The organism is Paraoerskovia sediminicola, from assembly GCF_030296575.1.
Classification (GTDB): Bacteria; Actinomycetota; Actinomycetes; order Actinomycetales; family Cellulomonadaceae; genus Paraoerskovia; species Paraoerskovia sediminicola.
On record NZ_AP027729.1, the window covers coordinates 298884 to 324232 of the forward strand.

Annotated in this window: 21 protein-coding genes and 3 pseudogenes; 10 read left to right on the forward strand and 14 right to left on the reverse strand. The window is 74.2% G+C overall.

Going from position 1 to position 25349, the window contains the following annotated elements; all coding sequences use genetic code 11:
* Positions 1 to 10: 10 nt before the first annotated feature.
* Positions 11 to 544 (reverse strand): M48 metallopeptidase family protein, encoded by a 534-nt coding sequence (locus QUE47_RS01575; RefSeq protein ID WP_286218296.1) that lies wholly within the window; start codon positions 542 to 544, stop codon positions 11 to 13.
* A 173-nt stretch (positions 545 to 717) separates the two neighbouring features.
* Between QUE47_RS01575 and QUE47_RS01580 the strand changes: the two genes are divergently transcribed.
* A complete protein-coding gene (locus QUE47_RS01580; protein WP_286218297.1) occupies positions 718 to 1896 on the forward strand; it encodes a ThiF family adenylyltransferase in 1179 nt (392 codons plus the stop codon).
* 85 nt (positions 1897 to 1981) lie between these two features.
* Here the strand turns inward: QUE47_RS01580 and QUE47_RS17070 are convergent, their stop codons facing one another.
* From QUE47_RS17070 to QUE47_RS01595, 3 genes are all read right to left on the reverse strand, one after another.
* On the reverse strand, positions 1982 to 2395 hold the full coding sequence (locus QUE47_RS17070) for a WhiB family transcriptional regulator (RefSeq protein ID WP_434019716.1): 414 nt from the start codon (positions 2393 to 2395) through the stop codon (positions 1982 to 1984).
* A 141-nt stretch (positions 2396 to 2536) separates the two neighbouring features.
* Positions 2537 to 2716, reverse strand: a complete 180-nt coding sequence (locus QUE47_RS01590; RefSeq protein WP_286218298.1) for a hypothetical protein — start codon at positions 2714 to 2716, stop codon at positions 2537 to 2539.
* Positions 2717 to 2859: 143 nt separating this feature from the next.
* Positions 2860 to 4908: an ATP-dependent helicase gene (locus QUE47_RS01595; RefSeq protein WP_286218299.1), complete on the reverse strand. Its 2049-nt coding sequence runs from the start codon at positions 4906 to 4908 to the stop codon at positions 2860 to 2862.
* Between the two features lie 137 nt (positions 4909 to 5045).
* Between QUE47_RS01595 and QUE47_RS01600 the strand changes: the two genes are divergently transcribed.
* Positions 5046 to 5312 (forward strand): mycoredoxin, encoded by a 267-nt coding sequence (locus QUE47_RS01600; protein WP_286218300.1) that lies wholly within the window; start codon positions 5046 to 5048, stop codon positions 5310 to 5312.
* A 36-nt stretch (positions 5313 to 5348) separates the two neighbouring features.
* Here QUE47_RS01600 and nudC read toward each other — a convergent pair whose 3' ends face one another.
* The gene (gene nudC, locus QUE47_RS01605) at positions 5349 to 6362 is read right to left on the reverse strand and encodes an NAD(+) diphosphatase (protein ID WP_286218301.1); all 1014 of its coding nucleotides are present in this window, start codon (positions 6360 to 6362) and stop codon (positions 5349 to 5351) included.
* Positions 6363 to 6532: 170 nt separating this feature from the next.
* Between nudC and QUE47_RS01610 the strand changes: the two genes are divergently transcribed.
* Entirely contained in the window at positions 6533 to 7447 is a 915-nt protein-coding gene (locus QUE47_RS01610; protein ID WP_286218302.1) for a phosphotransferase, read from the forward strand.
* Between the two features lie 801 nt (positions 7448 to 8248).
* Here the strand turns inward: QUE47_RS01610 and QUE47_RS16390 are convergent.
* The 4 genes and pseudogenes from QUE47_RS16390 to QUE47_RS01630 all read right to left on the reverse strand — a co-directional run bounded on the left by QUE47_RS16390 (position 8249) and on the right by QUE47_RS01630 (position 11756).
* The gene (locus tag QUE47_RS16390) at positions 8249 to 9394 is read right to left on the reverse strand and encodes a 3'-5' exonuclease (RefSeq protein WP_350227712.1); all 1146 of its coding nucleotides are present in this window, start codon (positions 9392 to 9394) and stop codon (positions 8249 to 8251) included.
* 117 nt (positions 9395 to 9511) lie between these two features.
* A pseudogene (locus QUE47_RS01620) lies at positions 9512 to 10174 on the reverse strand (UvrD-helicase domain-containing protein); the annotation flags it as partial.
* The gene (locus tag QUE47_RS01625) at positions 10072 to 10899 is read right to left on the reverse strand and encodes a UvrD-helicase domain-containing protein (protein ID WP_286219348.1); all 828 of its coding nucleotides are present in this window, start codon (positions 10897 to 10899) and stop codon (positions 10072 to 10074) included. The pseudogene QUE47_RS01620 and the gene QUE47_RS01625, both read right to left, overlap by 103 nt.
* Positions 10900 to 10994: 95 nt before the next feature.
* Entirely contained in the window at positions 10995 to 11756 is a 762-nt protein-coding gene (locus QUE47_RS01630) for a RecB family exonuclease (RefSeq protein ID WP_286218303.1), read from the reverse strand.
* Between the two features lie 102 nt (positions 11757 to 11858).
* Between QUE47_RS01630 and QUE47_RS01635 the strand changes: the two genes are divergently transcribed.
* A complete protein-coding gene (locus QUE47_RS01635; RefSeq protein WP_286218304.1) occupies positions 11859 to 12167 on the forward strand; it encodes a hypothetical protein in 309 nt (102 codons plus the stop codon).
* Between the two features lie 106 nt (positions 12168 to 12273).
* On the opposite strand, the gene QUE47_RS01640 is transcribed toward QUE47_RS01635, so the two are convergent.
* Positions 12274 to 14229, reverse strand: a complete 1956-nt coding sequence (locus QUE47_RS01640) for a UvrD-helicase domain-containing protein (RefSeq protein WP_286219349.1) — start codon at positions 14227 to 14229, stop codon at positions 12274 to 12276.
* Positions 14230 to 14407: 178 nt separating this feature from the next.
* Here QUE47_RS01640 and QUE47_RS01645 point away from each other — a divergent pair, with 178 nt between their 5' ends.
* Both QUE47_RS01645 and QUE47_RS01650 read left to right on the forward strand, forming a co-directional pair.
* On the forward strand, positions 14408 to 15040 hold the full coding sequence (locus tag QUE47_RS01645) for a TetR/AcrR family transcriptional regulator (RefSeq protein WP_286218305.1): 633 nt from the start codon (positions 14408 to 14410) through the stop codon (positions 15038 to 15040).
* A 69-nt stretch (positions 15041 to 15109) separates the two neighbouring features.
* The gene (locus QUE47_RS01650; RefSeq protein WP_286218306.1) at positions 15110 to 15334 is read left to right on the forward strand and encodes a DUF3107 domain-containing protein; all 225 of its coding nucleotides are present in this window, start codon (positions 15110 to 15112) and stop codon (positions 15332 to 15334) included.
* An 18-nt stretch (positions 15335 to 15352) separates the two neighbouring features.
* Here QUE47_RS01650 and QUE47_RS01655 read toward each other — a convergent pair whose 3' ends face one another.
* Complete coding sequence (locus tag QUE47_RS01655) at positions 15353 to 16240, reverse strand: ferritin-like fold-containing protein (protein WP_286218307.1); 888 nt, start codon at positions 16238 to 16240, stop codon at positions 15353 to 15355.
* A gap of 316 nt (positions 16241 to 16556) precedes the next feature.
* Here QUE47_RS01655 and QUE47_RS01660 point away from each other — a divergent pair.
* Positions 16557 to 18274: pseudogene (locus tag QUE47_RS01660) on the forward strand (DEAD/DEAH box helicase).
* A 141-nt stretch (positions 18275 to 18415) separates the two neighbouring features.
* Here QUE47_RS01660 and QUE47_RS01665 read toward each other — a convergent pair.
* Together QUE47_RS01665 and QUE47_RS01670 are read right to left on the reverse strand one after the other, a co-directional pair.
* A complete protein-coding gene (locus QUE47_RS01665; RefSeq protein WP_286219350.1) occupies positions 18416 to 19045 on the reverse strand; it encodes a MarC family protein in 630 nt (209 codons plus the stop codon).
* Positions 19000 to 19899, reverse strand: coding sequence for a PHP domain-containing protein (locus tag QUE47_RS01670; protein ID WP_350227618.1), 900 nt, complete (start codon positions 19897 to 19899; stop codon positions 19000 to 19002). The genes QUE47_RS01665 and QUE47_RS01670 overlap by 46 nt, the downstream gene beginning before the upstream one ends.
* 70 nt (positions 19900 to 19969) lie before the next feature.
* Here QUE47_RS01670 and QUE47_RS01675 point away from each other — a divergent pair, with 70 nt between their 5' ends.
* Positions 19970 to 20773 (forward strand): alpha/beta fold hydrolase, encoded by an 804-nt coding sequence (locus QUE47_RS01675; protein WP_286218308.1) that lies wholly within the window; start codon positions 19970 to 19972, stop codon positions 20771 to 20773.
* The gene (locus QUE47_RS01680; protein WP_286218309.1) at positions 20770 to 22335 is read left to right on the forward strand and encodes an aminopeptidase P family protein; all 1566 of its coding nucleotides are present in this window, start codon (positions 20770 to 20772) and stop codon (positions 22333 to 22335) included. Before QUE47_RS01675 ends, QUE47_RS01680 begins: the two co-directional genes overlap by 4 nt.
* Positions 22336 to 22616: 281 nt before the next feature.
* Here QUE47_RS01680 and QUE47_RS01685 read toward each other — a convergent pair whose 3' ends face one another.
* Positions 22617 to 24080, reverse strand: a complete 1464-nt coding sequence (locus QUE47_RS01685; RefSeq protein ID WP_350227713.1) for a general stress protein — start codon at positions 24078 to 24080, stop codon at positions 22617 to 22619.
* Between QUE47_RS01685 and QUE47_RS01690 the strand changes: the two are divergent.
* Positions 24071 to 25317: pseudogene (locus QUE47_RS01690) on the forward strand (magnesium transporter MgtE N-terminal domain-containing protein); the annotation flags it as partial. The gene QUE47_RS01685 and the pseudogene QUE47_RS01690 overlap by 10 nt on opposite strands.
* Positions 25318 to 25349 lie beyond the last annotated feature (32 nt).

The following is a 25349-nucleotide window of genomic DNA, read 5'->3' on the forward strand; positions in this document are numbered from 1 at the left end:
GGGAGGACGGTCAGTCGTCGTCCGGCGGCTCGCCCGCGAGGTCTCGCCCGTAGGCGACGCCCTCGAGGAACCCCCGCGCGCGATCCGTCCGCGGGTAGCTCTCGAGCTCTGCCCAGAACTCCGGGCCGTGTCCGGCGTGGATCAAGTGGGTGAGCTCGTGCAGGACGACGTAGTCGAGCACCCAGCCCGGCATGCCCCGCACGCGGGTCGAGATCCTGATGGACCCGTCGATGAGGGTGCACGAGCCCCAGCGCCGACCCTGGTTGCCCGACCACCTCACGCTGGACGGGCTGACCCGACCACCCAGGTAACGCTCGGCGAGGCGCTGCGCCCGCGCGAGCAGCTCCGCGTCGGACGGGCGACGGCGCCGCTCCTTGTCGGCCAGCCGCTGGAGCATGCGCTGCACCCACTCGCGCTCCTGCGCCCGGGAGAATCGCGCGGGGATGGACACGACGGTGGTCGTGCCGTCCCGGTGAGCGCTCACGGTGCTCTTGCGCCGACGGCTGCGACGCACCTCGACGGTCGCCTCCGTCTCGTCCACCACGCGCCGACCGTACCGCCAGACGTGACCTGACACACACTGCGACACGGCGCTCCCGGCGAACAGGAGAACGCTCCCTGTGGACGACGGCGGTGCGACGCAGCGCCGATGGCAGGGTGATGCCCGACGGCCAGGGTGCCGGCACGAGCGGCACGAACAGCGATGCAGGGGGCGACATGAGGGGCGACACGGCGACGGTGCCGGCCGGCACAGTGACGGCACCGGCCGGCGAGCGAGACGGGAGGAGTGGCGGCACGACGGCCGGGGCTGGGTCCGGCGGGTGTGCCGCAGGCACGAGCACAGGCACCGGCACGGTCCGCTCCCCTGCCGACGACGACGTGGTGCGTCGCGGCACGGTCGTCGTCGAGACCGGTCCCGGTGCGGTGCAGGTGGGCGTCGACCCGCGGTGGTCGGTGCGGATCACCGGGCTGCTCCCGGCAGAGGTCCGGTGGCTCCGGCACTCGGCGCTGCGCGGCGCACCCGGCATCCGGGGCGACTGCCCTGCCGAGGTCCGGGTGGCCCAGCTGCGTGGGGCGCTGCGAGCGGCCGGCCTCCTGGTCGCCCCGGTGCAGACGCACCCGGATGCGATCCTCGCTCCCGCGAACGGCGCCGCGGACGTCGCGGCCCTCGCTCAGCTCGCCGACGGGACGACCGGTGACGCCGTCCTGGCCGCCCGGGCACGCCGGACGGTCGCCATCGACGGGCTGGGCCGGTCGGGGATGGCGATCGCGGTCGTCCTGGCGAGCGCGGGCGTCGGGCGCCTCGTGCTCGACGACCCGACCGTCGTCCAGGCCACCGACGTCGGCCTCGGCGCGTACCGCTGGCAGGACGTGGGCCAGGTGCGGAGCACGGCCGCCCGCCGGGTGATCTCGGAGGTCTCCGGAGTCCACGTGTCGTCGCGGGTGGAGCAGGACCTGGACGCCGCCGTGCTCACGAGCGCCTGGGTGGCCGACGCGGCACGGGCCGACCGGCTCATGGTCGACCGTGTACCGCACCTGTCCGTCGTCACCGGGGAGGCCGGCGCGACCGTCGGGCCCTTCGTGCGCCCCGGATCCACGCCGTGCCTGAGGTGCGTGGAGCTCGCGCGAGCCGACGAGGACCCCGCGTGGCCCGTCGTCTCCCGCGCGTTGCGCTCCCGTTCGCGCCTCACAGCGACGGCCGAGTCGACCGCGACGGCGACCGCCGCAGGGATCGCCGCGGCTCAGGTGCTGGCCCTGCTCGACGGCGCGGAGCCGACGACCGGTCACGCGTGCATCGAGGTCCTCCTCCCCGGATGCGTGCCCACCGGTCGACCGGTGGCGCCGTGGGCCGGCTGCGCGTGCGGCGCAGCCCGCAGCACGACGCCCCGGTCGTAACCGTCGGCACACCGAGACGGACGGCCCGGGCGTTCACGGGGTCATGCCGCACTCTCGCGCTCGGCGCGCTCCAGCTCTCGCGCCCTCAGCTCGGCCTTCGAGGGTCGTCCGCGACCGCGCTTGCGCGCGACGACGACGCCGTCGACGAAGACCTCGCCTCCCCAGACGCCCCAGGGCTCCCCCGCTCGACGGCGCCCGCGAGGCACGCCACCCGCAACGGGCACTCCCCGCACAGAGCTTTGGCGCGCTCGACGTCGGCCGACCGCTCGGCGAACCAGAGCTCGGGGCTCTCGCTGCGGCACGGGAGAACGCGCGACATGAGCAGGTCGAACTCGTCGGCGTCGGGTAGGACTGCACGGGTCGCGCCGGCAGCAGCGGCCGTCGGGACGGTGGCAGTCGTAGGGACGGCGGCGGTCGTAGGGACAGCGGCGCCCCCGGGGTCGCGGGTGACGGCCGGCGCGCCCGCGCCGAGGTGGGTCGTCCGATCGTCGAGCAGCATGTCGGGCCGCACGATTCCTCCAGGTCTTCTGAACGTATGTCTGGTCGTCCAGGACCTGAGCACCCGTGTCGGGTGCGATCGGCACGAGAAAGGCCGCGGGTCCTGGTGGACTCCGCGGCCTACGTGGTGCTGGACCTCGTCCTAGAGGTCGAGCACCGCCCAGGAGGCGGAGTCGGGTGCGTAGCGAGCGGGAGCCCCACCCGTGCGCGGGCGCGCGGAGGAGATCCCGTGGGTCGCGGACGTGATGGAGACAGGGGTCGTCATGACCGCCGCTGCGGTGACTGTCGCTGCCGTGCACGTCGCACCGTCGAAGTTCTTCATCGCTGCACCCACCTCCTCTCGTCTCGACCGGGCACCTCTCGGCGCCCCGTCTGCTTCACCGGACGACACGACACTAGACCCGCCCGCGCACCCGGACAACTGAATTAACCGACGCGTTCGTCGGCACCTCTGCCGGAGCCGGCTCAGGAGCCCGCGGGGCGGTCCGCCGAGCGCACGAGCTCGAGGATCGTGGCGCCGTACCGGTCGATCTTCGCGGGCCCGATGCCCTGGATCCGAGCCAGGTCCGCGACAGTGGTCGGTCGAGCCTCCGCGATGGCGGCCAGCGTCGCGTCCACCAGTACGGTGAACGCGGGCTTGTCCGTCTCGGTCGCGACCGTGCGGCGCCACTCCCGCAGCCCGTCGAACAGCTCCTGGTCGTACTCACCGGTCAGCGCCGCGCGGGCGCTGCCCTTCGCTGGACGTCGCGCCCGCCGCACCGCCTCGTCGGGCCAGAGTCCGTCGAGGAACCGCGTCCGGCGCCGAGACGCCCGCCCACCCGGGTTGCGGGAGCGGGCGTACGAGAGCTCGAGGTCGTGGCGAGCCCGCGTGATCCCGACGTAGAGCAGCCGGCGTTCCTCTGCCACACCCTCGTCGCTGTCGGCGAGCGAGATCGGCATCAGACCCTCGCTCAGCCCGGCCAGGAACACCGCGTCCCACTCGAGCCCCTTCGCCGCGTGCAGCGAGGCCAGCATCACGCCCTCGACGGTCGGCGCGTGCTGCGCGGACGCTCTCTCGTCGAGCTCTGCGACGAACCCGGGCAGGAGCACGGGCTCCTGGTCCGGCTCGACCGCCGCGACGTCGTCGGCCAGCGCGACGAGCGCCTGGAGCGAGTCCCACTTCTCGCGCGCCGCCCCTCGGGCCGCGGGCGCGGACTCGGACCACCCGGCCGACATCAGCACGTCCCGGACCGTCTCGGGCATCGGGACCGCGGGGTCGGCGCTCCGCGCCGCACCGCGCAGCAGCACGATCGCGTCGCGGACCTCCTTGCGCTGGAAGAACCGCTGCCCGCCGCGCACCAGATACCCGATGCCCGCGTCCGCGAGCGCCGACTCGAACGCCTCGGACTGCGAGTTGGTGCGGTAGAGGATCGCGATCTCGCTCGGCGCGGTGCCCGCGGCGACGAGACGGCCGATGCGCTCCGCGATCCCGCGGGCCTCCGACTCGTCGTCGTCGTACGCCGTGTAACCGATCGGCGGACCGGAGGGGCGCTGCGCGATCAGCTCCAGCGGCGCCGTCCCACCACGCCGGCGGCCGGCGTGGGCGAGCAGCTTGTTCGCGAGGCCGACGACCTGCGGCGTGGAGCGGTAGTCCCTGACGAGGCTGACGACCTGTGCCTGCGGGTAGCGGGACCGGAAGGTGAGCAGGTGGTGCGGCGTCGCGCCCGTGAACGAGTAGATGGTCTGGCTCGGGTCGCCGACCACGCAGAGCTCCTTGCGGCCGCCGAGCCACTGGTCGAGCACCAGCTGCTGCAGCGGGGAGACGTCCTGGTACTCGTCGACGACGAAGTGCCGGTACTGGCGACGGACCTCGTCGGCGACCTTGCCGTGCGACGCGAGCATGTCGCCGAGCATCAGCAGGACGTCCTCGAAGTCGATCACCGACCGCTCGGTCTTGACCTCCTCGTACGCCGCGATGAGCCGTGAGACGGTCCGGGGGTCGTAGCCGGCGACCTCCCGGGCCATCGCGGCCGCGGCCTTCTCGTAGTCCTCGGACGTGACGAGGGAGACCTTGGACCACTCGACCTCCGACGCCAGGTCGCGCACCGCGACGCGGTCGACTGAGATCCCGACGCGTCGCGCGGCCTCGGCCACGACCTGCGCCTTCTGCTCGAGGATCCGTGGTGGTGCGCCTCCGACGACCTGCGGCCAGAAGTAGCCGAGCTGCCGCAGCGCCGCGGCGTGGAAGGTCCTCGCCTGGACCCCCACGACCCCCAGGTCGCGCAGCCGGGTCCGCATCTCGCCCGCGGCGCGCGCGGTGAAGGTCACGGCCAGCACCCCGGTCGGGGTGTACGCGCCGGTGCGGACGCCGTAGGCGATGCGGTGCGTGATCGCCCGGGTCTTGCCGGTGCCCGCGCCGGCGAGGACGCAGACGGGTCCGGTGAGCGCGAGCGCCACGTCCCGCTGGTCGGGGTCGAGCGCGTCGAGGATGGCGTCGGCAGGGCCGGTGGCGAGCGTGCGCGAGGTGGAGGACATCACGGCCGATTCTCGCAGCCGGCACCGACAGGCCACGACGCACGGTCCGCCGTCCGCCCCTCGGGAACACCCGGGCCCCCGCCCTGGTTGACCTGGACGCGCACGACACCACCCGGACCGACCCGAGGAGACCTCGTATGACCGACGCACTGACCACGCCGGAGACCGGATCGGTCGTCATGTATTCGACGACCTGGTGCGGCTACTGCCGACGCCTCAAGGGCCAGCTCGACTCCGTCGGCATCGGCTACCGCGAGGTCAACATCGAGGAGCACCCCGAGGCCGCCGGCTACGTCGAGGAGGTCAACGGGGGCAACCAGACCGTCCCCACCCTCGTCTTCCCGGACGGGACCTCCGCGACGAACCCGTCGCTCGCCGAGGTCAAGCAGCGCCTCGGGGTCTGAGACCCGGCGCGGCCTCCGCTCGCCGGCCCGGGGAGATCACTCCCCGGGCAGCGAGCCGCCGAACCAGTCCTCGATCAACGCCCGGGCGATCGACGACCGACCCGGCAGCAGCACCTCGCCCGTCCCGACGGCCTGCGCGAGCCCGGGCCGGGTGAACCACCGCGCCGCGGTGACCTCGACGCCGTCCACCCGGACGTCCGTCGTGGTCGCGCGGGCCGCGAACCCGAGCATGAGGGAGGCCGGGAACGGCCATGACTGGCTCCCCTGGTAGCGGACCTCCCCGATCGTGAGCCCGACCTCCTCGAGGACCTCCCGGCGGACCGCGGACTCCAGCGACTCCCCCGGCTCGACGTACCCGGCGAGCGTCGAGAACCGCCGCTCCGGCCAACGCGCCGCGTGGCCGAGCAGGAGCCGGTCCTGGGCGTCCGTGACCGTCATGATCACGGCTGCGTCCGTCCGCGGGTAGAGGTCCACCCCCTCGACGGGGCAGCGGCGCACCCAGCCCGCGTGGGTGACCTCGGTCGGCGCGCCGCACCGAGGGCACCTCGGGTGGGAGGCGTGCCAGCCGGCGAGCGCGACCCCCGCCGTCGCCGCCGCGCCGTCCACGTCCGAGAGCGAGACCGAGGCCGCCCGGAGCCCGACGAAGGTCGACGCCTCGCGAGGGTCGCGCGGGTCGTGCTGCGCCTGGGCACCGGGGTCCGCGGGCGGAGGGAGCAGCACCGCGACGAGCTCGACACCGCGGACGACGTCCCGCCCGAGGTAGGCCCGGATCGCTCCGTCGGGGAGCGGGACGGCGCTTGGCTCGAACCGCGCGAGGTCGAGAGCGCCGTCCTGGCCGGACGACGACACGGCGAGGCGACCGCCGTCGACCAGGACGACCTGGGTCGCGGTGTCGTCCCAGAGGTCGTCGAGCAGACCGGGCGCGGATCTCCGGTCACCGGCCGGGTCGAGGGTCACCGGGCGCGCCTCGTGGCCGTCGAGGGGTGTCGGACGGCGCCCGCCCCGGTCGGGCGTGCGCGTCTCGTCGGCTCGGTCCACGTCGTGCGTCACCGCACGAACCTACGTCCGCGAGGAGGTCGTCGGCGAACGTGCTGGAAACCACGCCGGAGTCGAGGCGATCCGGTCGGACGGACGAACCCGACGAGCGCAGCGACGCAGCAACCAGGGGACACACCGCCGGGCGGCCCGCCGCAGCGGCGCGGACGCACTACCGTTGGCGGGTGACCCGATCCGCTCTCGTCCTGGCCGCGCTCGCGACTGCGGCCGTGCCCGGGTTCGACGCCGTCCGGGCGCGCCGCACGCTCTCCGGGGCGGACGTCGACGCCGCGACCGTGACCGACGCGGAGGGCGTGGACTGGGTCGTCCGCGCTCCCGTCGACGCGGCCGCGGGCGCCGCGCTCGAGGCCGAGGTCACCCTGCTGCGGGGTCTGACCCACTACGTGAGCTCGGGCGTCCTGCCGTTCGCCCTGCCGGAGGTCACCGGGTCGGCGCCGCTCCCCGAGGGCGGGCGCGCCGTCGTGCACCGTGCGTTGCCCGGCAACCCGCTCGACGTCGCCACGCTGGCTCCGGGGCCTGGGCTCGCCGCCGACGCCGGCCGCGCGATCGCCGCCGTCCACGAGCTCCCCTCCTCGGTCGTCGAGGACGCGACGCTCCCCACGTACTCCAGCGACGAGTACCGCGAGCGCCGGCTCGCCGAGCTGGACGACGCGGCCGCAACCGGCCATGTCCCGCCCACGCTGCTGCGCCGGTGGGAGAAGCTGCTCGAGGACGTGTCGATGTGGCGGTTCCAGCCCGTCGTGGTCCACGGGGACCTCGGCGCCGAGCACGTGCTCGTCGAGGGTCGGCGGATCGTCGCCGTCACCGGGTGGGCCGAGGCGCGCGTGGCCGACCCGGCCGACGACCTCGCCTGGCTGCTCGCCGCCGCCCCGCAGGATGCCGGTGACTCGATCCTGGAGGCGTACCAGCTGCGCCGCACCGAGCTCAGCGACCCCCACCTGCTCGACCGCGCCCTGCTGGTCGGTGAGCTCGCGCTCGCCCGGTGGTTGCTGCACGGCGTGCGCAACTCCCTGGACGACGTGGTCGCCGACGCCGTGGACATGCTCGCCGAGCTCGACGAGCAGACGCGCGAGGCCTGAGCAGGACTCGCGCAGCGTCACTGCCCGCGTACCAGGTCTTCGAGCCCTCGGCGGTCGAGCAGCCGCTCCGGACGGACCGTGGTCCCCGACCCCGCGTAGTAGAACGCGGCGTCCACCTGGTCCACGGGCAGCCCGGACCATCGCGACCAGGCGAGGCGGTAGACCGCGAGCTGGACCTCTCGGGCCCTCTGCGCACCGGCGTCCCGCGGCGCGACCCCGACTTCCAGTCGACCACGACCACCCCGGTCGGGGATTCAGAGGCAGTTCTGGTCGCGGACCCGTTGCCGCGTGCCGGGTCCGCCGGGCTTGCCGAGGTGACCGGGCCCTGCGGGGGTGCAGGGTCCTTCGGGGATACCGGGACCTGAGGGAAGACCGCGTCGATCCGTGAGCGCACGAGCAGCCCCGCGATCGGGGTCTCGATGTCGGCCTCGACCGCGATCGGTGTGCGTCGCGCCCAGTCCGAGTCGAGGAACGTCGCGCGGAGCGCCGCGAGGGCCGCGGCGTCCGGGGAAGACCCGCTCCCGCTCGCCTCGGCGAGCAGGTCGTCCGTGGCCTCGGCACCCAGGCCGTCGAGCAGCGAGGACGACGTGAAGTACTGCTCCACCCACGCGTGGAAGGCCGTACCGATCCGGGCGTTGGCGGTGGGCTTCACCGGGACGGGCCGTCGCAGCTGCCGATCGAACTCGGTGCGGTCGTCGGCCATCCGGACGAGTGCGGACGCCGAGAGGTGCGGCGGCAGCGGGACCGCGGCCGGCGCCGAGACGTCCGACCGCTCCGCGAGCAGCAGCCGCGCCAGGCGGGTCAGATCGTCGACGGCCGCGGGTTCCTTCTGACGATGCGGATCGGCCTGCCGGCGGTCGGCGGACGCCGCCTCCACTCTCTCGGCGGTGCGACGGAGCACCGCGTGCGGGCCCTCGGGCGCGTCCGACTCGGGCCAGGACGCGGTGGGAACCTCACCGTCGGGGCGCTCGGCGTCCTCGGGGCGGCCCGTCCAGCCGGCGGCGTTGACGACGCCCGCCTCGGCGAGCTCGATGAGGAACGGGGACGGCGGCACGGGCTTGCTCCCCCACGCCACCAGGCACCGGCGAGCAGGAGGGACTCCCTCGCCCTCGTCATCGCGACGTACGCGAGGCGCCGCTCCTCGGCCACCTCGTGCTCCCCCGCCGCGAGCTTGAACGTGCCCAGGGCGTCGTGGAGGTCCTTCGAGTCCGCCTGCTCACGGATCGGCAGACGCGGCAGGTCCGCGCTGTCGCCCCGGAGCGGGAACGGCAGCACCCCGAGCCCCGTCAGCCACCCGGAGTCCTTCGGTCCGTCCGCGCCCACGGCGCAGGACGGGAACACGCCGGCCGACATCCCGGTGACCGCCACGACGTCCCACTCGAGGCCCTTCGCGGCATGGATCGTGACCACCTGGACGGCGTCCGGGTCGGGCTCCCGCAGCGGCAGGTCGAGCCCGCGCTCCTGGGCCGACGCCGCACCGAGCCAGGCGAGGAACGCGCCCAGGGTCGGCGTGTCGGCGTGCGAGGCGAACCCCGCCGTGACGTCCGCGAACGCGTCGAGGTGCGCGCGACCACGGTCCCCGGAACCGACGACCTCTCCCGCGCGGGCGCTGAGCCGCGCAGCGACCTCGACCTCGATGTCGAGGCCGAGCGCACGCTCCGCCTGACCGACGAGCTCGGGCAGGGAGAGGTACGTCTCCGAGCGGAGCTCGCGCAGGGTCGCGGCGAGCGCCGTGAGCCGTGCGTGAGCCGCAGCGGAGAGCACCCGGCCGTCGCGCGCGGGCTTCCCGGGCGCGGGCAGGTCGTCGAGCGCGTCGACGATCGAGCGGTGGTCGACCACGTCGCCCTCGATCGTCACCGGCGTTGGCGCCCCGGGCCCTCCTGCGTCGTCGGCTGCTGGTGCGCCCTCACCGGGAGGTTCTGTTCGCACATCCGGGTGACTGGTCACGTGACGGTCCAAGCGGCGACCCGCGTCGGCGCGCGCGAGGTCCGCCGCACGGGAGGCGAGCGCGTGCAGGTCTGCGGGGCCGAGAGCGATACGCGGACCGGTCAGGATCCGCGCCAGCGAGTCCCCGCGCGAGGGATCGTGCGCGGCCTCGAGCAGAGCGACCACGTCGACGACCTCGGGCGTGGACAGGAGCCCACCCAGCCCGACCACCTCGACCGGGAGCCCTCGTGCCCGCAGCGCGGTCTCGACGGGGACGAACTGGTTGCGCGCACGGCACAGCACGGCCGCGGTCACCCGGCCTGCGCCGCCACGTCCCGAACCCGGGCGCCAGCGGGCTGCGACGTGGTCCGCCACGGCCGCGACCTCCTCGTCGAGGGTCGCGGCATAGGTCGCGACGACCGAACCGACGCCCCCGCCCGGACGCGTCACGAGCGCGGGGACCTCGACGCGCGACTCCGACCGCAGCGGGGCCGCGACCAGGTTCGCCGCGTCGAGCACCGCCGCGTCGTTGCGCCAGGACGTCGAGAGGTAGCCGACCGCGGCCGGGGATCCGCTGCTGTCGCGGAAGCGCTCGGGGAAGCGGGCGAGCCCCGACGCGCTCGCCCCGCGCCAGCCGTAGATCGACTGGTTCGGGTCGCCGACGGCCGTGACCGGGTGACCGTCGGCGAAGAGCGCGCTCAAGAGCTCGGTCTGCGCGTACGACGTGTCCTGGTACTCGTCGAGCAGGACCACCCGGTAGCGGGCGCGCTCGCCCTCCCGGACCGCGTCGATCTCCGTCGCGAGCCGTGCAGCGAGGGCGATCTGGTCGCCGAAGTCGAGGAGTCCGCGACGCGCTTGCGCTCGCGATAGGCCTCCACGAGGTCGACGAGGCGCCGGCGGTCCGCGAGGAGCTCCTGCAGACCCTTCACGTCGGCGTAGTGCTGTTTCTTCCCCGTGCGCAGGGGGACGCTGTCGATGTCTGCGACGAGACCGTCGAGGCCGGACCGCACCGCGTCGGGGTCGAGCAGGTGCTCGCTCATCGAGCCGGAGAGCTCGAGCATCGCCTTGACCACCGTCGAGAAGGCGGGGTCGGTCTCCAGGTCTCCCGTCCAGGACTCGACGACCTCTGCGGCGAGCTGCCACTGGCTCGCCTCGCTGAGGAGGCGGGACCCCGGTTCGACGCCGATACGCAGTCCGTGGTCGGCGACGATCGACCCCGCGTACGCGTTGTACGTGGAGATCGTCGGCCGTTCGAGCATCGACAGGTCGCTGGCTTCCCCGCGGACGCGCGCGAGCTGCGCGAGCCGTGAGCGGACCCGCTCACCGAGCTCGCCCGCCGCCTTGCGGGTGAACGTCAGGCCCAGCACCGCGTCGGGCGCGACGAGCCCGTTCGCGATGAGCCACACCACGCGGGACGCCATGGTCTCGGTCTTGCCCGAGCCGGCACCGGCGATGACCAGCAGCGGCTCGAGCGGAGCCTCGATGACCGCGCGCTGCTCGTCGGTCGGCACGTGCCGACCCAGCATCGTCGCGATCTCGTCCGCGGACACCCGTTCGGGCCTCGCGGGCACGTTCACCGGTGCGCCCGCTGCCGCCGCAGCGGCCGTCGTCTCCTCGGCCGTCACAGGACCTGCCTCCCCTCGACCTGGACCGGGCACGACCTGCGCACCGGGCAGACGGAGCAGAGGTCGTTCTGCCGTGCCCCGAACGTGGCGCCGGACATCGTGCTCGCGACCTCGTCGACCATGTCGTGGACCCAGCTGGACCCGTCGTCACGGACCTGCAGCGGCGCCTGCGAGCGCAGAGCAGCCGAACGGCCCATGCCGACGAAGACGAGCCGAGCCCCCGCCGAGGGCGTCTCGTCGGGGACGTCCGGCAGGTCGAAGGCACCCTCCGTGAGCGCGAGCTGGTAGGCACCGAGCTGCGGGTTCGTCTCCGTCTCCGCCCTGCTCGGTGCCGACTTCCCGGTCTTCAGGTCGGCGACCCGGAGCCCGTCGTCGGTCCGCTCGAGCCGGTCGACGACGCCCGCGAGCAGTGCGCCGCCGAGCCGGACCTGGAATGGGGCCTCGACCGCGACCGCCTCGCCGGAGTCCTTGAGGTACTCGGCGAGACGGCCGATCATCGCGTCAGCCCTTCGCCGCAGGCTCGTCGCGGGCCACCCCGGCCGGAGCCCGAGCTCGGGCCACCGGCGGTCGAGCTCCGCGGCCAGCTCGTGGTGCGTGCCCGCGGGAAAGGTCTGGGCGATGGAGTGGACGAGGGTCCCGAGGGACTGCGACTGGGCGTCGGGGGCGGTGGCTCCGCCCGCCTCGAGCACCCAGCGCAACGCGCACCGGTCGACGGCCTCGAGCTTGGACGGGGACACGCGCACGGGGTCGGAGCCCACGCGCAACGCGTCGTACGTCGAGATGTCGTGGACCGCGTACCAGGACGCCGGCGCAGCCCCGGGACGCCTGCCGACGCGAGCTCGTCGAGGAGTCGCGCCGCCGTGTCTCCCGCCTCGGACTCGCGCCCCGCGAGGACGTCGTCGCCGAGCGCGGCCCGGGCCGTCGCGACGACGCCCCGCAGGTCGAGCGGGGTCCCGACCTGGACCCTGCGTCGCGCCGCACGTTCCTCGTCGTCGTCGCCGTCGGTCGAGGGACCGCCGTCCACCAGGTCGCAGAACATCGACGGGGTCGCGTCCGCGTCGTCGACCGCGGTCACGAGAAGCCGACGGCTCGCTCGGGACGTCGCGACGGCGAAGGAGCGCAGCTCGTCCGCGAGCACGGCTCGCCGTGCCTCCGTCCCGCTCTGGTGACCCCCGGGCGACCGTCCCGAGAGCACCTCGACGAGGGCCTGGCTGCCGAGCAGCGAGTCGCGCAGCCGCAGGTCCGGCCAGACGGCGTCCTGCACCCCGGCGACGATCACGACGTCCCACCCACGACCCGCCGCACCGGCCGGCGTGACCAGGTCCACCGACCCGCCGCCCGTCGCGGTCGCCGCGAGAGAGTCGGCGGGCAGGTCCTGGGACTCGAGGTAGTCGACGAACGCCAGCGCGGACGATCCCGGCATGCGCTCGACGAACGTCTCGGCCGCGCGGAAGAGGGCCATGACGGCGTCGAGGTCGCGGTCGGCACGGGCGCCCCCGCTCCGCCCGCGAGCGCGGCGCCGCGCCAGCGGTCGGCGACGTCGCTCGCCTCCCACACCGACCACAGGACCGAGGTCGCGTCGGCATCGGGACGCGCGACCGCGGCTGCGCCGGCAGCGATGGTCCTCGCGACCTGGACGACGCTCCGGCGGACCCCGGCCGGCAGCGTGGCGGCACGGTCGGGATCGAGGAGCGCCTCGACGAGGAGGGTCTCCGAGGAACGGCCGCCGCCGCCGGCGAGCTCTTCGGCGCGCAACGCACGACGGGTGCGGCGCAGGGCGACGGCGTCGCTACCGCCGTAGGGAGACGTCATCAGGGCTGCGGCGACGTCGACGCCCAGCGGGTCCGCGTCGCCGTCGGCGAGGGCGGCACCGACCCGCGCTGCCGCGAGGAGCGGCGCGACCGCGGGCTCGTCGCGGAGCGGGACGTCCGACCCGGTGGTCGTGACCGGGACCCCGGCCGCGACCAGCGCGCGCCGGAACGACACGAGCTGGTCCCCCGACCGCGCGACGACCGCCATGCTCCGCCACGGAGTCCCGTGGAGCAGGTGCTCGGCGCGCAGCTCGCGCGCGACGTAGGCGACCTCCTGGGCCGCTCCCGGGAGGATCGCGACGCGGGCGCCGTCCTCCGGGCCGTCCGAGCCCCGCTCGCGGTCCTCGTCGGCGGGTGCGAGCGCCGCCCGGTGTCGCACGGCTCCGGCCGCCGGCACACGCGTGGTGACCTCGCGGGTCACCTCCCGCAGCCGCGCCGACTGCCGCCAGGCCGTCGTCAGGTCGACCCGGACCGCGGAGAGCTCCCCGGACCACGCGTCGTCGTCCCGGGAGGGCACCGCCTCGGCGCGCCCGACCAGGCCGGGCACCGCCCCGCGGAACGTCTGCACGGCCGAGTCGGGATCACCGGTCAGTAGCACGCGTGCCCCGCCCGCCACGAGCTGCCGCACGAAGCCGGCGGTCGCAGCCGTCGCCTCCTGATAGTCGTCCACCACCACGAGGCTCCACGACGGCCGGGGTGCTCGCAGGGACCGCTCGTCCCAGTCCCGCAGGACCGCGGTGGCCTCGTCCAGGACGACCGACGGGTCCACCCGCGCACCCGCCCCCGACGAGGACTCCCGCAGCGCGGTGACGTCCAGGTACTCCTCGTAGAGCCGCGCGGCGACAGCCCACTCGGGCCGGTCGTGGAGGCGTGCCAGCTCGTCGAGCCCGACGGGGTCGACGCCGCGCTCGGCGGCCCGCATGAGGAGGTCGCGGAGCTCCTGGCGGAACCCGCGGAGCCCCAGCGTGCTCGGCTCGACCCCGTCCGGGAGGTCGAGGCCCGCACCCGACGAGGCCGCGTGCCCGGCCAGCAGCTCGGCGAGCACGAGGTCCTGCTCGGGCCCGGTGATGAGCGTCGGCGGCGGGCGGTGCCGTGCGAGCGCCGCAGAGGTCAGGACCGCGAACGCCGCGGACGCCGGGGTCCGCACCATCGGCGCGCTCGTCGTCCGCCCGGTCAGCGCACCGACGCGGTCCCGCAGGAGGCCCGCCGCCCGTCGGGTCGCGGCCAGGAGGAGGACGCGACCCGGCTCGGCGCCCTCCTCGATCGCCTGCACCGCGGCCTCGACGGCGACCGTCGTGCGACCGGTCCCCGGCGCGCCGACCACCACCGTCGCGGATGCGACGGCCGAGGACGCCACGGCGGCCTGCTGGCTCGCGTCGAGCGCCACGCGCCGGGCGTCGAGCCCGCTGTCTGTCGTCATCACGCGACGCATCAGATCACGCGCCACCGACATCGCCGGGTACGACCTGCCTGTCCCCGTCGCAAGGCCGAATCCGCCGGCTGCGCTCTACGCGACCTGCGTCGGCGGCACGTCACCGTCGCCCGCATCATGGACCGCCTCTTCCACCGGCAGGCTGCTCGCCCTAGCCTCGTCAGGCATGGGGACCGAGGGCGGCACGACGTCGCGACACCGCCTGCGGAGCCGCGGCGTGGCCGAGCGGCGGTCCCGGATCCTCGACTGCTCCCGCGACCTCTTCGCGTCCAGCGGGTTCCACCACATCTCCATGGACGACATCGCGGCTGCCGTCGGTGTGACCAAGCCCGTGCTCTACCGACACTTCCGGTCCAAGCTGGACCTCTATCTCGCCGTGCTCGAGGTCGAGACGGCCGCCCTGACACGAGCGGTGGTCGACGCGCTGGACACCGTGCCACGGCCGGCGCCAGGCACGGGCGACGCGGCGGTGCTCGCCGTCCTCGACGCGCTCTGCATCGCCTACGTCTCGTACGCGACGGCAGCGGGGCCGGCGGGGCGACTGGTCTTCGAGTCCGACGTCCTGCGCGACCCTCGCGTCCGGGACCTGGTCCACGCGCCGGACAGGGCTGCCACGACGGCGGCGGTCGCGATCCTGTCCTGCGGGACCGCGCCGGGCACCCACCCTCGGCCTGATCTCACCGCTACCGCCCGGACCTGCGTGGCCTTCGCGCGGGCCGCGGTGGCGGACGCCGCGCCGTCCCCCGCCGAGCGTTCGCCCTGGGCGCAGAGCGTGGCACGGGCCCTCGTCGTCCGTTGACGGACGTGGCGGCTATCGTTCAGGTGCCTGCCGACCGGCAGGTCGTCGAACGTCCGCAAGGAGTGTCCCGTGGAAGTCACCATCGGTGTGCAGAACCTGGGCCGTGAGCTCGTCGTCGAGACCGACGAGTCGGCCGACGACATCGCGGCCGCCGTCGAGTCCGCGCTGGCCGACGGGACCGTGCTGAAGCTGACCGACACCAAGGGTCGCCGGGTGATCGTCCCGACGTCCGCCCTCGGCTTCGTCGACATCGGCGCGGAGAGCCAGCGTCGCGTGGGCTTCGGCTCCGCCTGACGCTCTCGGGCTCGCCGCTCAGGCGGTGAGCCCGAGCCGCCCCATGCGGCGGGTGTGCTCGGCGGTGAGCTGGCCCAGCACCCAGGGGACGTGCTCGGCCGGTGAGGACGGGTCCACGCCCCCGACGCCACGCCGCGCCGCGCCGTCCGCCACGAGCCGAGCGAGCGCCGGACGCGAGGTCATCAGGGTCTGCGCGACGCCCAGCGCCTCGCCCACGAGCCGCCTGCCCCAGAGCGCCAGCCGTGACGCGAGCACCTCGTCGGCCTCCGCCGCGGCTGACAGGACGGCGACCGAGCGCTCGTCGGACTCCCCGCCGCGGATCACCTCGAGCACGACCTCGCGGCTGCGGTCGTCGAGACCGTCGACCGCGAGCCGGCAGAAGTCGTCGGCGACGCCGTGTCCCACGTAGCCCTTGAGCAGTCGCTCCCACCAGCTTCCCGGCGTGGTCCGGTCGTTGTAGTCCGCGTACGTGCGGTCGAACGCCGCGACCTCGGCCTCCGGGTCGCCGCCGAGCTCCTCGATCCTGGCGAGCACCCACTCCTGCCGCTCGACGGCGTTGCTCGCCCGGCGCGCGAGGCGGAGCCGCTCGTGCAGCCCTGGTGCCTGGCTCGAGCTCTCCGCCAGCCGCGTGAACGCCGTCAGCTCGGTGTACGCGAGCAGGCCGAGCAGCGCCCGGACGTCCTCGACCGACGCCGCGTGCGAGCCACGCAGACCGCCCGGCTCCCCGGTCGCCCCAGAAGGCGCCACGGACGCCACAGCCTCCCCCGTGAAACCGGCGTCGCGGATGGTCGCGGGTGCGCCGGGGACGTCACCGAGCGCACCCTCGGGGGCGTCCCGGTCGGTCCCGCGCTGCCGTCGCTGCTGCTGTCGATCACCGCACGATAATAGTCGGGACGTGACGCGCACGACGATCCCCGGGATCCGGGGCCCCGTCCGTTATCATGGAGACGTACATCGGTTGCCCGGTCGTCTTGAACACGACCCGCCGGCTCGCGTCGGCACGCTGCACCGGTGTCCGTGACGGTCGTCCGTGCGCAGCACCAATCGCGCGCAGCACGCGACGCCACGGGCCCCGACGGCGAAGAATCCCACGATCGGCTGCCGGCCACAGGGAGCGTCGTCCGCGCCCGCCGGATCGTGAGCCACCGCCCAGCGCGAGCGCCACGGAGCCCGGCCGCGGCCCTGCTCCCTCGAGACGAACGAGGCACCAGCAGTGACCACCATGACCGCGTCCGACGAGAGCGTCGTCGACCCCGAGAACGTCATCGAGACCGTGGAGGAGGCCGTCGAGGCCGCCGCCCCGGGCACCACGTCCACCACCATCCAGGCCGCCGACGTCACCTTCGGCGACTTCGACGTGCGCCCCGAGATCGTCGAGGCCCTCGCCGAGAAGGGCATCGTCACCCCGTTCCCGATCCAGGCGATGACGCTCCCCGTCGCGCTGTCCGGCCACGACATCATCGGCCAGGCGAAGACCGGTACCGGCAAGACCCTCGGCTTCGGTGTGCCCCTCCTGCACCGGATCGTCGCGCCCGGCGAGCCCGGCTTCGACGAGCTGCCCGCCCCGGGCAAGCCCCAGGCTCTCGTCATCGCCCCGACGCGTGAGCTCGCGAGCCAGGTCGCCCGCGACCTGGAGACCGCGTCGGCGAAGCGGTCGGTGCGCGTCCTGCAGGTCTACGGCGGCCGCGCCTACGAGCCGCAGGTCGAGGCGCTCGTCCGCGGCGTCGAGGTCGTCGTCGGTACCCCTGGTCGCATGCTCGACCTGCTGAACCAGGGCCACCTCAACCTGACCCGCGCGCAGACCGTGGTGCTCGACGAGGCCGACGAGATGCTCGACCTCGGGTTCCTCCCCGACGTCGAGAAGATCCTCGCCCGCACGCCCGCGAAGCGGCACACGATGCTCTTCTCGGCCACGATGCCGGGCGCCGTCGTCTCGATGGCGCGCCGCTACATGAGCCAGCCGACGCACATCCGCGCGAACGACCCCGACGACGGCGGGCACACCGTCAAGAACATCGAGCAGGTCGTCTACCGCGCCCACGCGCTCGACAAGGTCGAGGTCCTGTCGCGGATCCTGCAGTCCGAGGGCCGTGGCCGCACGATCGTCTTCGCCCGCACGAAGCGCACCGCAGCCAAGGTCTCCGACGAGCTCCGCGACCGCGGGTTCGCCGCCGGCGCCATCCACGGCGACCTCGGCCAGGGCGCCCGCGAACAGGCGCTGCGCGCCTTCCGCAACAACAAGATCGACGTCCTCGTGGCGACGGACGTCGCGGCGCGCGGCATCGACGTCGACGACGTGACGCACGTCGTGAACTACCAGTGCCCCGAGGACGAGCGCACCTACCTGCACCGCACCGGCCGCACCGGCCGCGCGGGCAACAAGGGCACCGCCGTCACCTTCGTGGACTGGGACGACACCCCCGCTGGGGCCTGATCGACAAGGCCCTCGAGCTCGGCATCCCCGAGCCCAAGGAGACCTACTCGACCTCCCCGCACCTGTACACCGAGCTCCACATCCCCGAGGGGACCAAGGGCCGGCTCCCCCGCGACAAGCGCACGCACGCGGGCCTCGAGGCCGAGGTGCTCGAGGACCTCGGCGAGACCGGCAAGCACGCCGGCTCGACGACGCAGTCCCGCTCCGAGGGCCAGCGCGGCCAGCGAGGCGGCCCGCGCGGGCAGGGAGGCCGCGACGGCGGTCGGTCCGGTGGCGGACGCCGCGGCGACAGCGGTCGTTCGGGCGGCGGTCGGCCGTCGGCCGGCGCGAGCGGCTCGGGCGAGCGCCAGGGTGCTCCCGGCGCCGACAGGACGAACGGCACGGACAGCAGCGCGGGCGGCTCCGACGGCGCTCCCCGCCGCCGCAACCGTCGCCGCACGCGCGGCGGACGCCCCGCGACCGGCGGCACGGCGACCGGTGGTTCCCCGACCGGCGCCACCGAGTGACGCGCTGATCGACTGAACGCCCCACCCGACGGCGGTGGTCCGGCCCTCATCGAGGGTCCCGGGCCACCGCCGTCCGCGTGTCGGCGCGCGGGCGGAGCCGATCGTGGCGACGAGTACGGCGCAAGGGCTCCCCGCCCCGCCTCAGGCCGCCTGCACCATCGCGGTGATCGCGGTGGCGAGCGACTGCACGGCGATCGCGGACAGGAGCAGCCCGGCGATCCGGCTGATCAGCGTCGTCCCGGACTCCCCGAGGAAGCGGTGGATGTAGTTCGCGAACCGCATCGCCAGGTAGAGGCAGGTGCACACGGCGACGACACCTGCGAGGACCGAGACCCACGGCGCGGCCCCGCCCTCGGCGCCGGCGCGCTGCACGAAGACCATCGTCGCCACGATGGCTCCCGGTCCCGCGAGGAGCGGGGTCCCCAGCGGCACCATCGCGACGTTCCCTCCGCGGCCCTGCGAGGGGTCGGGCACCTCGAACCTGCCCGTGAGGAGCTGCATCGCCACGAGCAGGAGCAGCAGACCGCCCGCCGCCTGGAGCGCGGGCAGCGAGACGTGCATGTAGCTGAGCACCTGCTGGCCGAACGCGGCGAAGCCCACGATCACCCCGAACGCGACCATGATCGCCGTCCCCGCGGCCTTGGTCCGCTGCTTGCTCGTCATGGCGCTGGTCAGGCCGAGGAAGATCGGCACCTGCCCGGGAGGGTCCATGATCACGAACAGGGTCACGAAGACCTCGGTGAAGAGCCGGACGTCGAACACGGACGCGATGTCCATCGTCGCCCCTCAGCGGAGCACGGGCAGGGACCCGTGCTCCTCGATCTGCGCCAGGACGGCGGGCGACGTGGAGTTCTCCCCAGGAGGTTCGGCTTGCCCGTCCCGTGGTAGTCGCTGGACCCGGTGACGAAGAGCCCGAGCTCGTCGGCCAGCCCGTGCAGCCGCGCCCGCTGGGCGTCGGAGTGGTCACGGTGGAACACCTCGAGCCCGGCGAGGCCGGCGTCGGCCATGGCGCGGATCACCGCGTCGTCCACCACCGGCCCCTTGACCTCGGCGCCCGGGTGGGCGAAGACGGGGACCCCGCCCGACTCACGGATCGCGAGGACGGCGTCGACGGCGCTCGGGGCGTAGTGGTGGACGTGGTAGCGGCCACCGCTGCGCAGCACGTCCGTGAAGGCTGCCGAGCGGTCCGGGAAGTGCCCGGCCGCGACGAGCGCGTCGGCGATGTGCGGACGGCCGATGGTCGTCCCGGCCACCGTCTGCGCCAGGACGTCCTCCCAGGTGATCGGGTGGTCCACGGCGATGAGCTCGACCATGCGACGTGCCCGGGTCTCACGGGAGTCGCGGGCCAGCTCCATCTCGCGCAGCAGCGCCGGTGCCGTCGGGTCCTGGAGATAGCTCAGGACGTGGAGGCTGGACCCGCGGTGCTGGGCGGACACCTCGGTCCCGCGCACCAGCGCGACACCGAGACGTGCGGCCGCCACGCCCGCCTCGTCCCAGCCCGCGGTGGTGTCGTGGTCGGTGAGCGCCAGCACGTCCACCCCGGCGCGCGCGGCGGAGGCGACGACCTCGGCAGGCGCCTCGGTCCCGTCGGACGCCGTCGAGTGGGTGTGGAGGTCGATGAGCATCCCTCAAGGATAGGTAGCCGCCGGGGCCGCCCCGTCGCGCAGCCTGTGCTGGTGCGGTCCACCATGAGGCATGCCCCCGCCACGTCCGCCGGTCCCGACGCCGTCCCCGGCCGTCGTCCTGGTCCACGGGCTCCGGACGTCGTCGCGCATCTGGGACGGTCAGGTCCGCCACCTGCGCGCCGCGGGGTGCCGGGCCGTCGCCGTCGACCTGCCCGCGCACGGCTCCCGCCAGGGCGAGGACTTCACGCTGGCGGGTGCGCTCGCGACGATCGACGACGCCGTCGCCACGTTCCCGACGGGCTCCCCCGTCGTCCTGGTCGGCCTCTCGCTCGGCGGCCACGTCTGCCTCGCGTACGCAGCAGACCCCGGACGCGCCACGCTGAACGGCGCGCAGGTCGCCGCCGTCGTCGCGGCGGCGTGCACCGCGAGCCCGCGCGGCAAGCCCGTCCTCGCCTACCGCGCGCTGGCGGCGGCCACGGTCTCGCTCTTCTCCCGGCTCCACCGGCCGCGGGCCGGGTCCCCGGTGACGGGCCCGCCCAGGGTGTCGGACGACGTCGGGCACCCTCCCGGGACGGGTCCCGGCTGGGAGGTGGTCACCGCGGCCCTGGGCGAGATCGCAGGCCGCTCCACGCTGCGCGACGTCGCGGCGATCAGGTCCCCGATCTGGTTCGTCAACGGCGCAAGGGACATCATGCGGCTCGAGGAGACGCGGCACCTCGCCCGGGCGAGGGACGGACACCTCGTCCTGGTGCCGCGCGCAGGCCACGACGTGAACACCGACGCGCCCCGCGCCTTCGACGCCGTCCTCGACACCGTGCTCACCGACCTGCAGGATCGCGCCGCGCACGGCCACGGTGCGAGACTGGATCCATGACGCAGCACACCAGCACAGACGGCACCGAGGGCGCGACCCGCCCGACCGACGACCAGGCGCTCGCCGAGCGGGTGAACAACCGCTCAGAGCGACCCAGCTCCGAAGCCTTCAAGGCCTTCATGACCAGCGGATGGGCACCGCGGCCCGACCTGAGCGGTGACCCGCTCCCCGTCGCCGAGTTCACCGCCGCTCGCCGCTCGACGCTCTCCGCGTCGTTCGCGGGCACGCGGCTCGTCGTCCCGGCGGGCGGCCTCAAGGTGCGCAGCAACGACTGCGACTACCGGTTCCGCCCCCACTCCGCGTTCGCCCACCTCACCGGCTTCGGCACGGACCAGGAGCCGGACGCCGTCCTCGTCCTCCACCCCGTCGAGGAGGGCTCCGGGGACGGCGGGGGCAACCACCACGCCGTGCTCTACGTGCGGCCGCTCGCGCCCCGCGACACGACCGAGTTCTACGCCGACGCCCGCTACGGCGAGTTCTGGGTCGGCGCCCGCCCGACCCTGGACGACGTGTCCGAGGCGACCGGCATCGAGGCCCGCCACATCGACGAGCTGCGTGACGCGCTCGCGAAGGACGTCGGCGAGGGCGGCGTCCGGCTGCTGGTCGTCGAGGGGGCCGACGAGGAGATCGAGGCGCTCGTCGAGGCGATCCGGGCCGAGGCCGGCGCAGCATCGTCCGAGACCGAGGAGACCAGCGGTGACGACGTGCTCAGCGAGGCGGTCTCGGAGCTCCGCCTCGTCAAGGACGACTACGAGATCGGGCAGATGCGGCTCGCGGTCGACACCACGCTCGACGGGTTCGCCGAGATCGTCCGGAACCTGCGCCGCGCCACCGAGCACCGCCGCGGGGAGCGGGTCATCGAGACGACGTTCGACGCCCACGCCCGGCTCGAGGGCAACGCGGTCGGCTACGAGACGATCGCGGCCGCCGGGGCCCACGCGACGACGCTCCACTACACGACGAACGACGGCGCCGTCCGCGAGGGCGAGCTCGTGCTCGTCGACGCAGGCGTCGAGGTCGACTCGCTGTACACCGCGGACGTGACCCGGACCCTGCCGGTCGACGGCGAGTACAGCGACGTCCAGCGCCGGATCTACCAGGCCGTGCTCGACGCGGCGGACGCCTCGTTCGCGGTCGCCAGGCCCGGGGCGAAGTTCCGCGACCTGCACGACGCGGCGATGAAGGTCCTCGCCGCCCGGCTCGAGGAGTGGGGCCTGCTCCCGGTGTCCGCCGAGGAGTCGCTGACGCCCGAGGGTCAGCAGCACCGCCGCTGGATGGTGCACGGCACGAGCCACCACCTGGGCATCGACGTCCACGACTGCGCGCAGGCGCGCCGGGACATGTACATGGACGGGATCCTCGAGCCCGGCATGGTGTTCACGATCGAGCCCGGCCTCTACTTCAAGGCCGACGACCTCACGGTGCCCGAGGAGTACCGGGGCATCGGGATCCGCATCGAGGACGACGTCCTCGTCACCGAGGACGGCAACGAGAACCTCTCGGCCGCGCTGCCCCGGACGCCCGAGGCGCTCGAGGAGTGGATGCGCTCGGTCCGCGGCTGAGCCCCGGACCCGTCACCGCTGTCCTGGCGACGTCGCCGGGGCAGTGGCAGTGGCAGTGACAGTGGCCCCGCGAGTGGCAGTGGCAGTGGTAGCGGCAGTGGCAGTGGCCAGGCGATCCGTGCACCGATCTCACGGTCGGGATGCGCGGACCGCCTGGTCGCGCTGTGTCGGAGCGCGTCGCTCGGCTCAGTCCAGGCGTGCGTGGCCCAGTTCAGTCCGTGCGTGGCCCAGTTCAGTCCGAGCGTGAGGGCCCAGTTCATTCCAAGTGTGCAGGGCCCGGCTCAGTCCCGGCGCGTGTCGTCTGCGGATTCTGACTGGTCCGCAGGATCTGACTGCTCTGCCGCGTCCGCACGTTCTGCCTGGTCCGCAGATTCTGACTGGCCCGACGGCCCGTGCGAGTCTGCCTGATCTGCGGCGTCGACGTCCCGGCTCGGCTCCGAGCTCTCGTGCTCGGGCTCGTTCTCGGAGCCGGGCGCTGCCACCGTGGCCGCTTGACGGTCCGTCGCCGCCGCGCTCTCGGTCCCGGGCACCGACTCCGACGCGGGCGCGGCCCCTGACCTGGGCGCTGGCTCGGACGTGGGATCTGGCTCGGAGGCAGAGGCTACCTCCGCCACGGGCGCCGGGTCCCCGGCGGGCTCGGGATCAGCCGCCGGCGCAGGCGGGGTCGCGTAGTCGGAGATCATCGCGCCGTACCGAGGCGCGCCGCTCGAGGTGACGAAGCGCGGGTCGGGGGCTGACGGGGGCCGCGAGCCTGCGGCGTCGTCGACACCGGCACCGCCTGCGCTGCTGCCTGCCGGCGCCTGCCCGCCGCCCTGCGCGGACTGCTGAGGCGGGGTCGGCCACGCGGGCGGCGCCGAGGGGGCGCTCCCTGCCGGAGGCACACCCTGACCCTGCTGGCCACCCTGCGGGTGCTGACCGCCCTGCGGGGGCTGGCCGTACGGGCCAGGGGCACCGTACGGACCGGGGGCGCCGTACGGGGGCTGCTGCGAACCGCCGTAGCCACCGCCGTAGCCACCTCCGTAGCCGCCGCCGTGAGGCGCGTCCGGGCGGCCGTGCCGTCCGTTCGGCCCACCGTTCGGCCCACCGTTCGGACCAGCGCTCGGCCCAGGAGCACCCTCCGGCGCGGGCCCGCCGCCCGCGGGGACACCCGCCGCGTAGGCCGCGAGCACGCGCCGCGCCTCGCCCGCGTGCTCGGTGGCGCACAGGATCGAGTACTCCGAGGCGACGATCTGGCTGGACGACGAGAAGTCGCGCTTGCGTCCTGACATCGCGAAGCCGAGGACGGCGAGCAGGAGGCCGAACGCGGCGCCGAGCACGATGGCGGTGATGAGCAGCCCGCCCACGGCACCGCCCGCGGCGGAGCCGAAGAGCATGAGGAGGAGACCGACGAACAGGCCGAACCAGGCGCCCGAGGCCAGCCCGCCCAGCGCGACGCGACCGTAGGTCAGGCGCCGGATCACGCGCTCGACCATCTTCAGGTCGTTGCCGACGATCGTCACGTACCCGACGGCGAAGCGGCTGTCGGCGAGGTAGTCGACCGCCTTCTGCGCCTCGAGATAGGTGCGGTAGCCGGCGATGACGTCCCCTGCGGCAGCGTGGGGACCTTCAGGGGCGTGTTCGGTCGCGACATGCTCATGTCGGCATTGTCCCGCAGGCGCCGGGGTGAAGCGAGGGCCTCGGGCACCGAACAGCGCTTGTTCGCCGCGGGCGCAGCACCAGTGCGTAGTCTTGCGACGTGAGCGCAACCAGGGTCTACGTCGCACGGCTCGCGGGTACCCCCGTGTTCGACCCCCTGGGCGACCAGGTGGGCAAGGTGCGCGACGTCGTCGTCATCGTCCGGCCCAAGGGCCAGCCTCGCGCCGTCGGGCTCGTGGTCGAGGTCCCCGGCAAGCGCCGCGTCTTTCTCCCCTCACCCGCGTGACGAGCATGGACTCCGGTCAGGTGATCAGCACCGGGCTGCTGAACATGCGCCGGTTCGAGCAGCGCGCGCTCGAGACCCTCGCCGTCGGCGAGCTCCTCGAGCGCGCCGTCACGCTGACGGACGGCTCCGGCAGCGCGACCGTCCTCGACCTCGCGATCTCGCAGCAGCGCAGCGGGGACTGGCTCGTCGACAAGCTGTTCGTCCGCCGCCAGGCCACCCACAAGGGGACCCTGGGGATCCGACGGCGCGGCGAGACCCAGACCATCGAGGTCACCGAGGTCAGCGGCCTCGCCGCCACGACGGGCTCCCAGGGCGCCGCGATGCTGCTCGCCGCCTACGACGACATGAAGGCAGCCGACCTCGCGGACGTCATGCACGACCTCGCGGACACCCGCCGCCACGAGGTCGCGGCGGCGCTCGACAACGAGCGGCTCGCCGACGTCCTCGAGGAGCTCCCCGAGGACGACCAGGTCTCGATCCTGTCGAACCTGGACACCGACCGTGCGGCCGACGTCCTCGAAGCGATGCAGCCGGACGACGCCGCCGACCTCCTGCACGAGCTGAGCGACGCCCAGGCGGCCGAGCTGCTCGAGCGCATGGAACCCGAGGACGCCAAGGACGTGCGGCGGCTGCTCGCCTACGACGAGGACACCGCGGGCGGTCTGATGACGACCGAACCGGTCATCCTGTCCCCCGAGACGTCGATCGCCACCGCGCTCGCCAGCATCCGTCGCAAGGACCTCCCGGCAGCCCTCGCCACCATGGTCTTCGTGACGCGCCCGCCGCTCGAGACCCCGACCGGCAGGTTCCTCGGGGTGATCCACTTCCAGCGGCTCCTGCGCGAGCCGCCGCACGAGGCCGTGGGGTCCGTGATCGACACCGACGTCGAGGGTGTCCCGGAGTCCGCCTCCCTGGAGCGCGTGACGCGCGAGCTCGCGACGTACGACATGCTCTCGATCCCGGTGCTCGACGCGGACCGTCGTTTGGTCGGCGCGGTCAGCGTCGACGACGTGCTCGACCACATGCTGCCCGACGACTGGCGAGAGTCCGACGAGCACGACGACGGCGGGAGCGACCGCGAGGCGGCCACGAC

Coding starts and splice junctions, on each gene's coding strand:
- QUE47_RS01600 (WP_286218300.1), top strand. CDS start 5,046: ATGACCGACGCACTGACCACGCCGGAGACCGGATCGGTCGTCATGTAT.
- QUE47_RS01670 (WP_350227618.1), bottom strand. CDS start 19,899: ATGCTCATCGACCTCCACACCCACTCGACGGCGTCCGACGGGACCGAG.
- QUE47_RS01645 (WP_286218305.1), top strand. CDS start 14,408: ATGGGGACCGAGGGCGGCACGACGTCGCGACACCGCCTGCGGAGCCGC.
- QUE47_RS01675 (WP_286218308.1), top strand. CDS start 19,970: ATGCCCCCGCCACGTCCGCCGGTCCCGACGCCGTCCCCGGCCGTCGTC.
- QUE47_RS01625 (WP_286219348.1), bottom strand. CDS start 10,899: ATGCTGGGTCGGCACGTGCCGACCGACGAGCAGCGCGCGGTCATCGAG.
- QUE47_RS17070 (WP_434019716.1), bottom strand. CDS start 2,395: ATGCTGCTCGACGATCGGACGACCCACCTCGGCGCGGGCGCGCCGGCC.
- QUE47_RS01595 (WP_286218299.1), bottom strand. CDS start 4,908: ATGTCCTCCACCTCGCGCACGCTCGCCACCGGCCCTGCCGACGCCATC.
- QUE47_RS01580 (WP_286218297.1), top strand. CDS start 718: ATGAGGGGCGACACGGCGACGGTGCCGGCCGGCACAGTGACGGCACCG.
- QUE47_RS01590 (WP_286218298.1), bottom strand. CDS start 2,716: ATGAAGAACTTCGACGGTGCGACGTGCACGGCAGCGACAGTCACCGCA.
- QUE47_RS01640 (WP_286219349.1), bottom strand. CDS start 14,229: ATGACGACAGACAGCGGGCTCGACGCCCGGCGCGTGGCGCTCGACGCG.
- QUE47_RS01680 (WP_286218309.1), top strand. CDS start 20,770: ATGACGCAGCACACCAGCACAGACGGCACCGAGGGCGCGACCCGCCCG.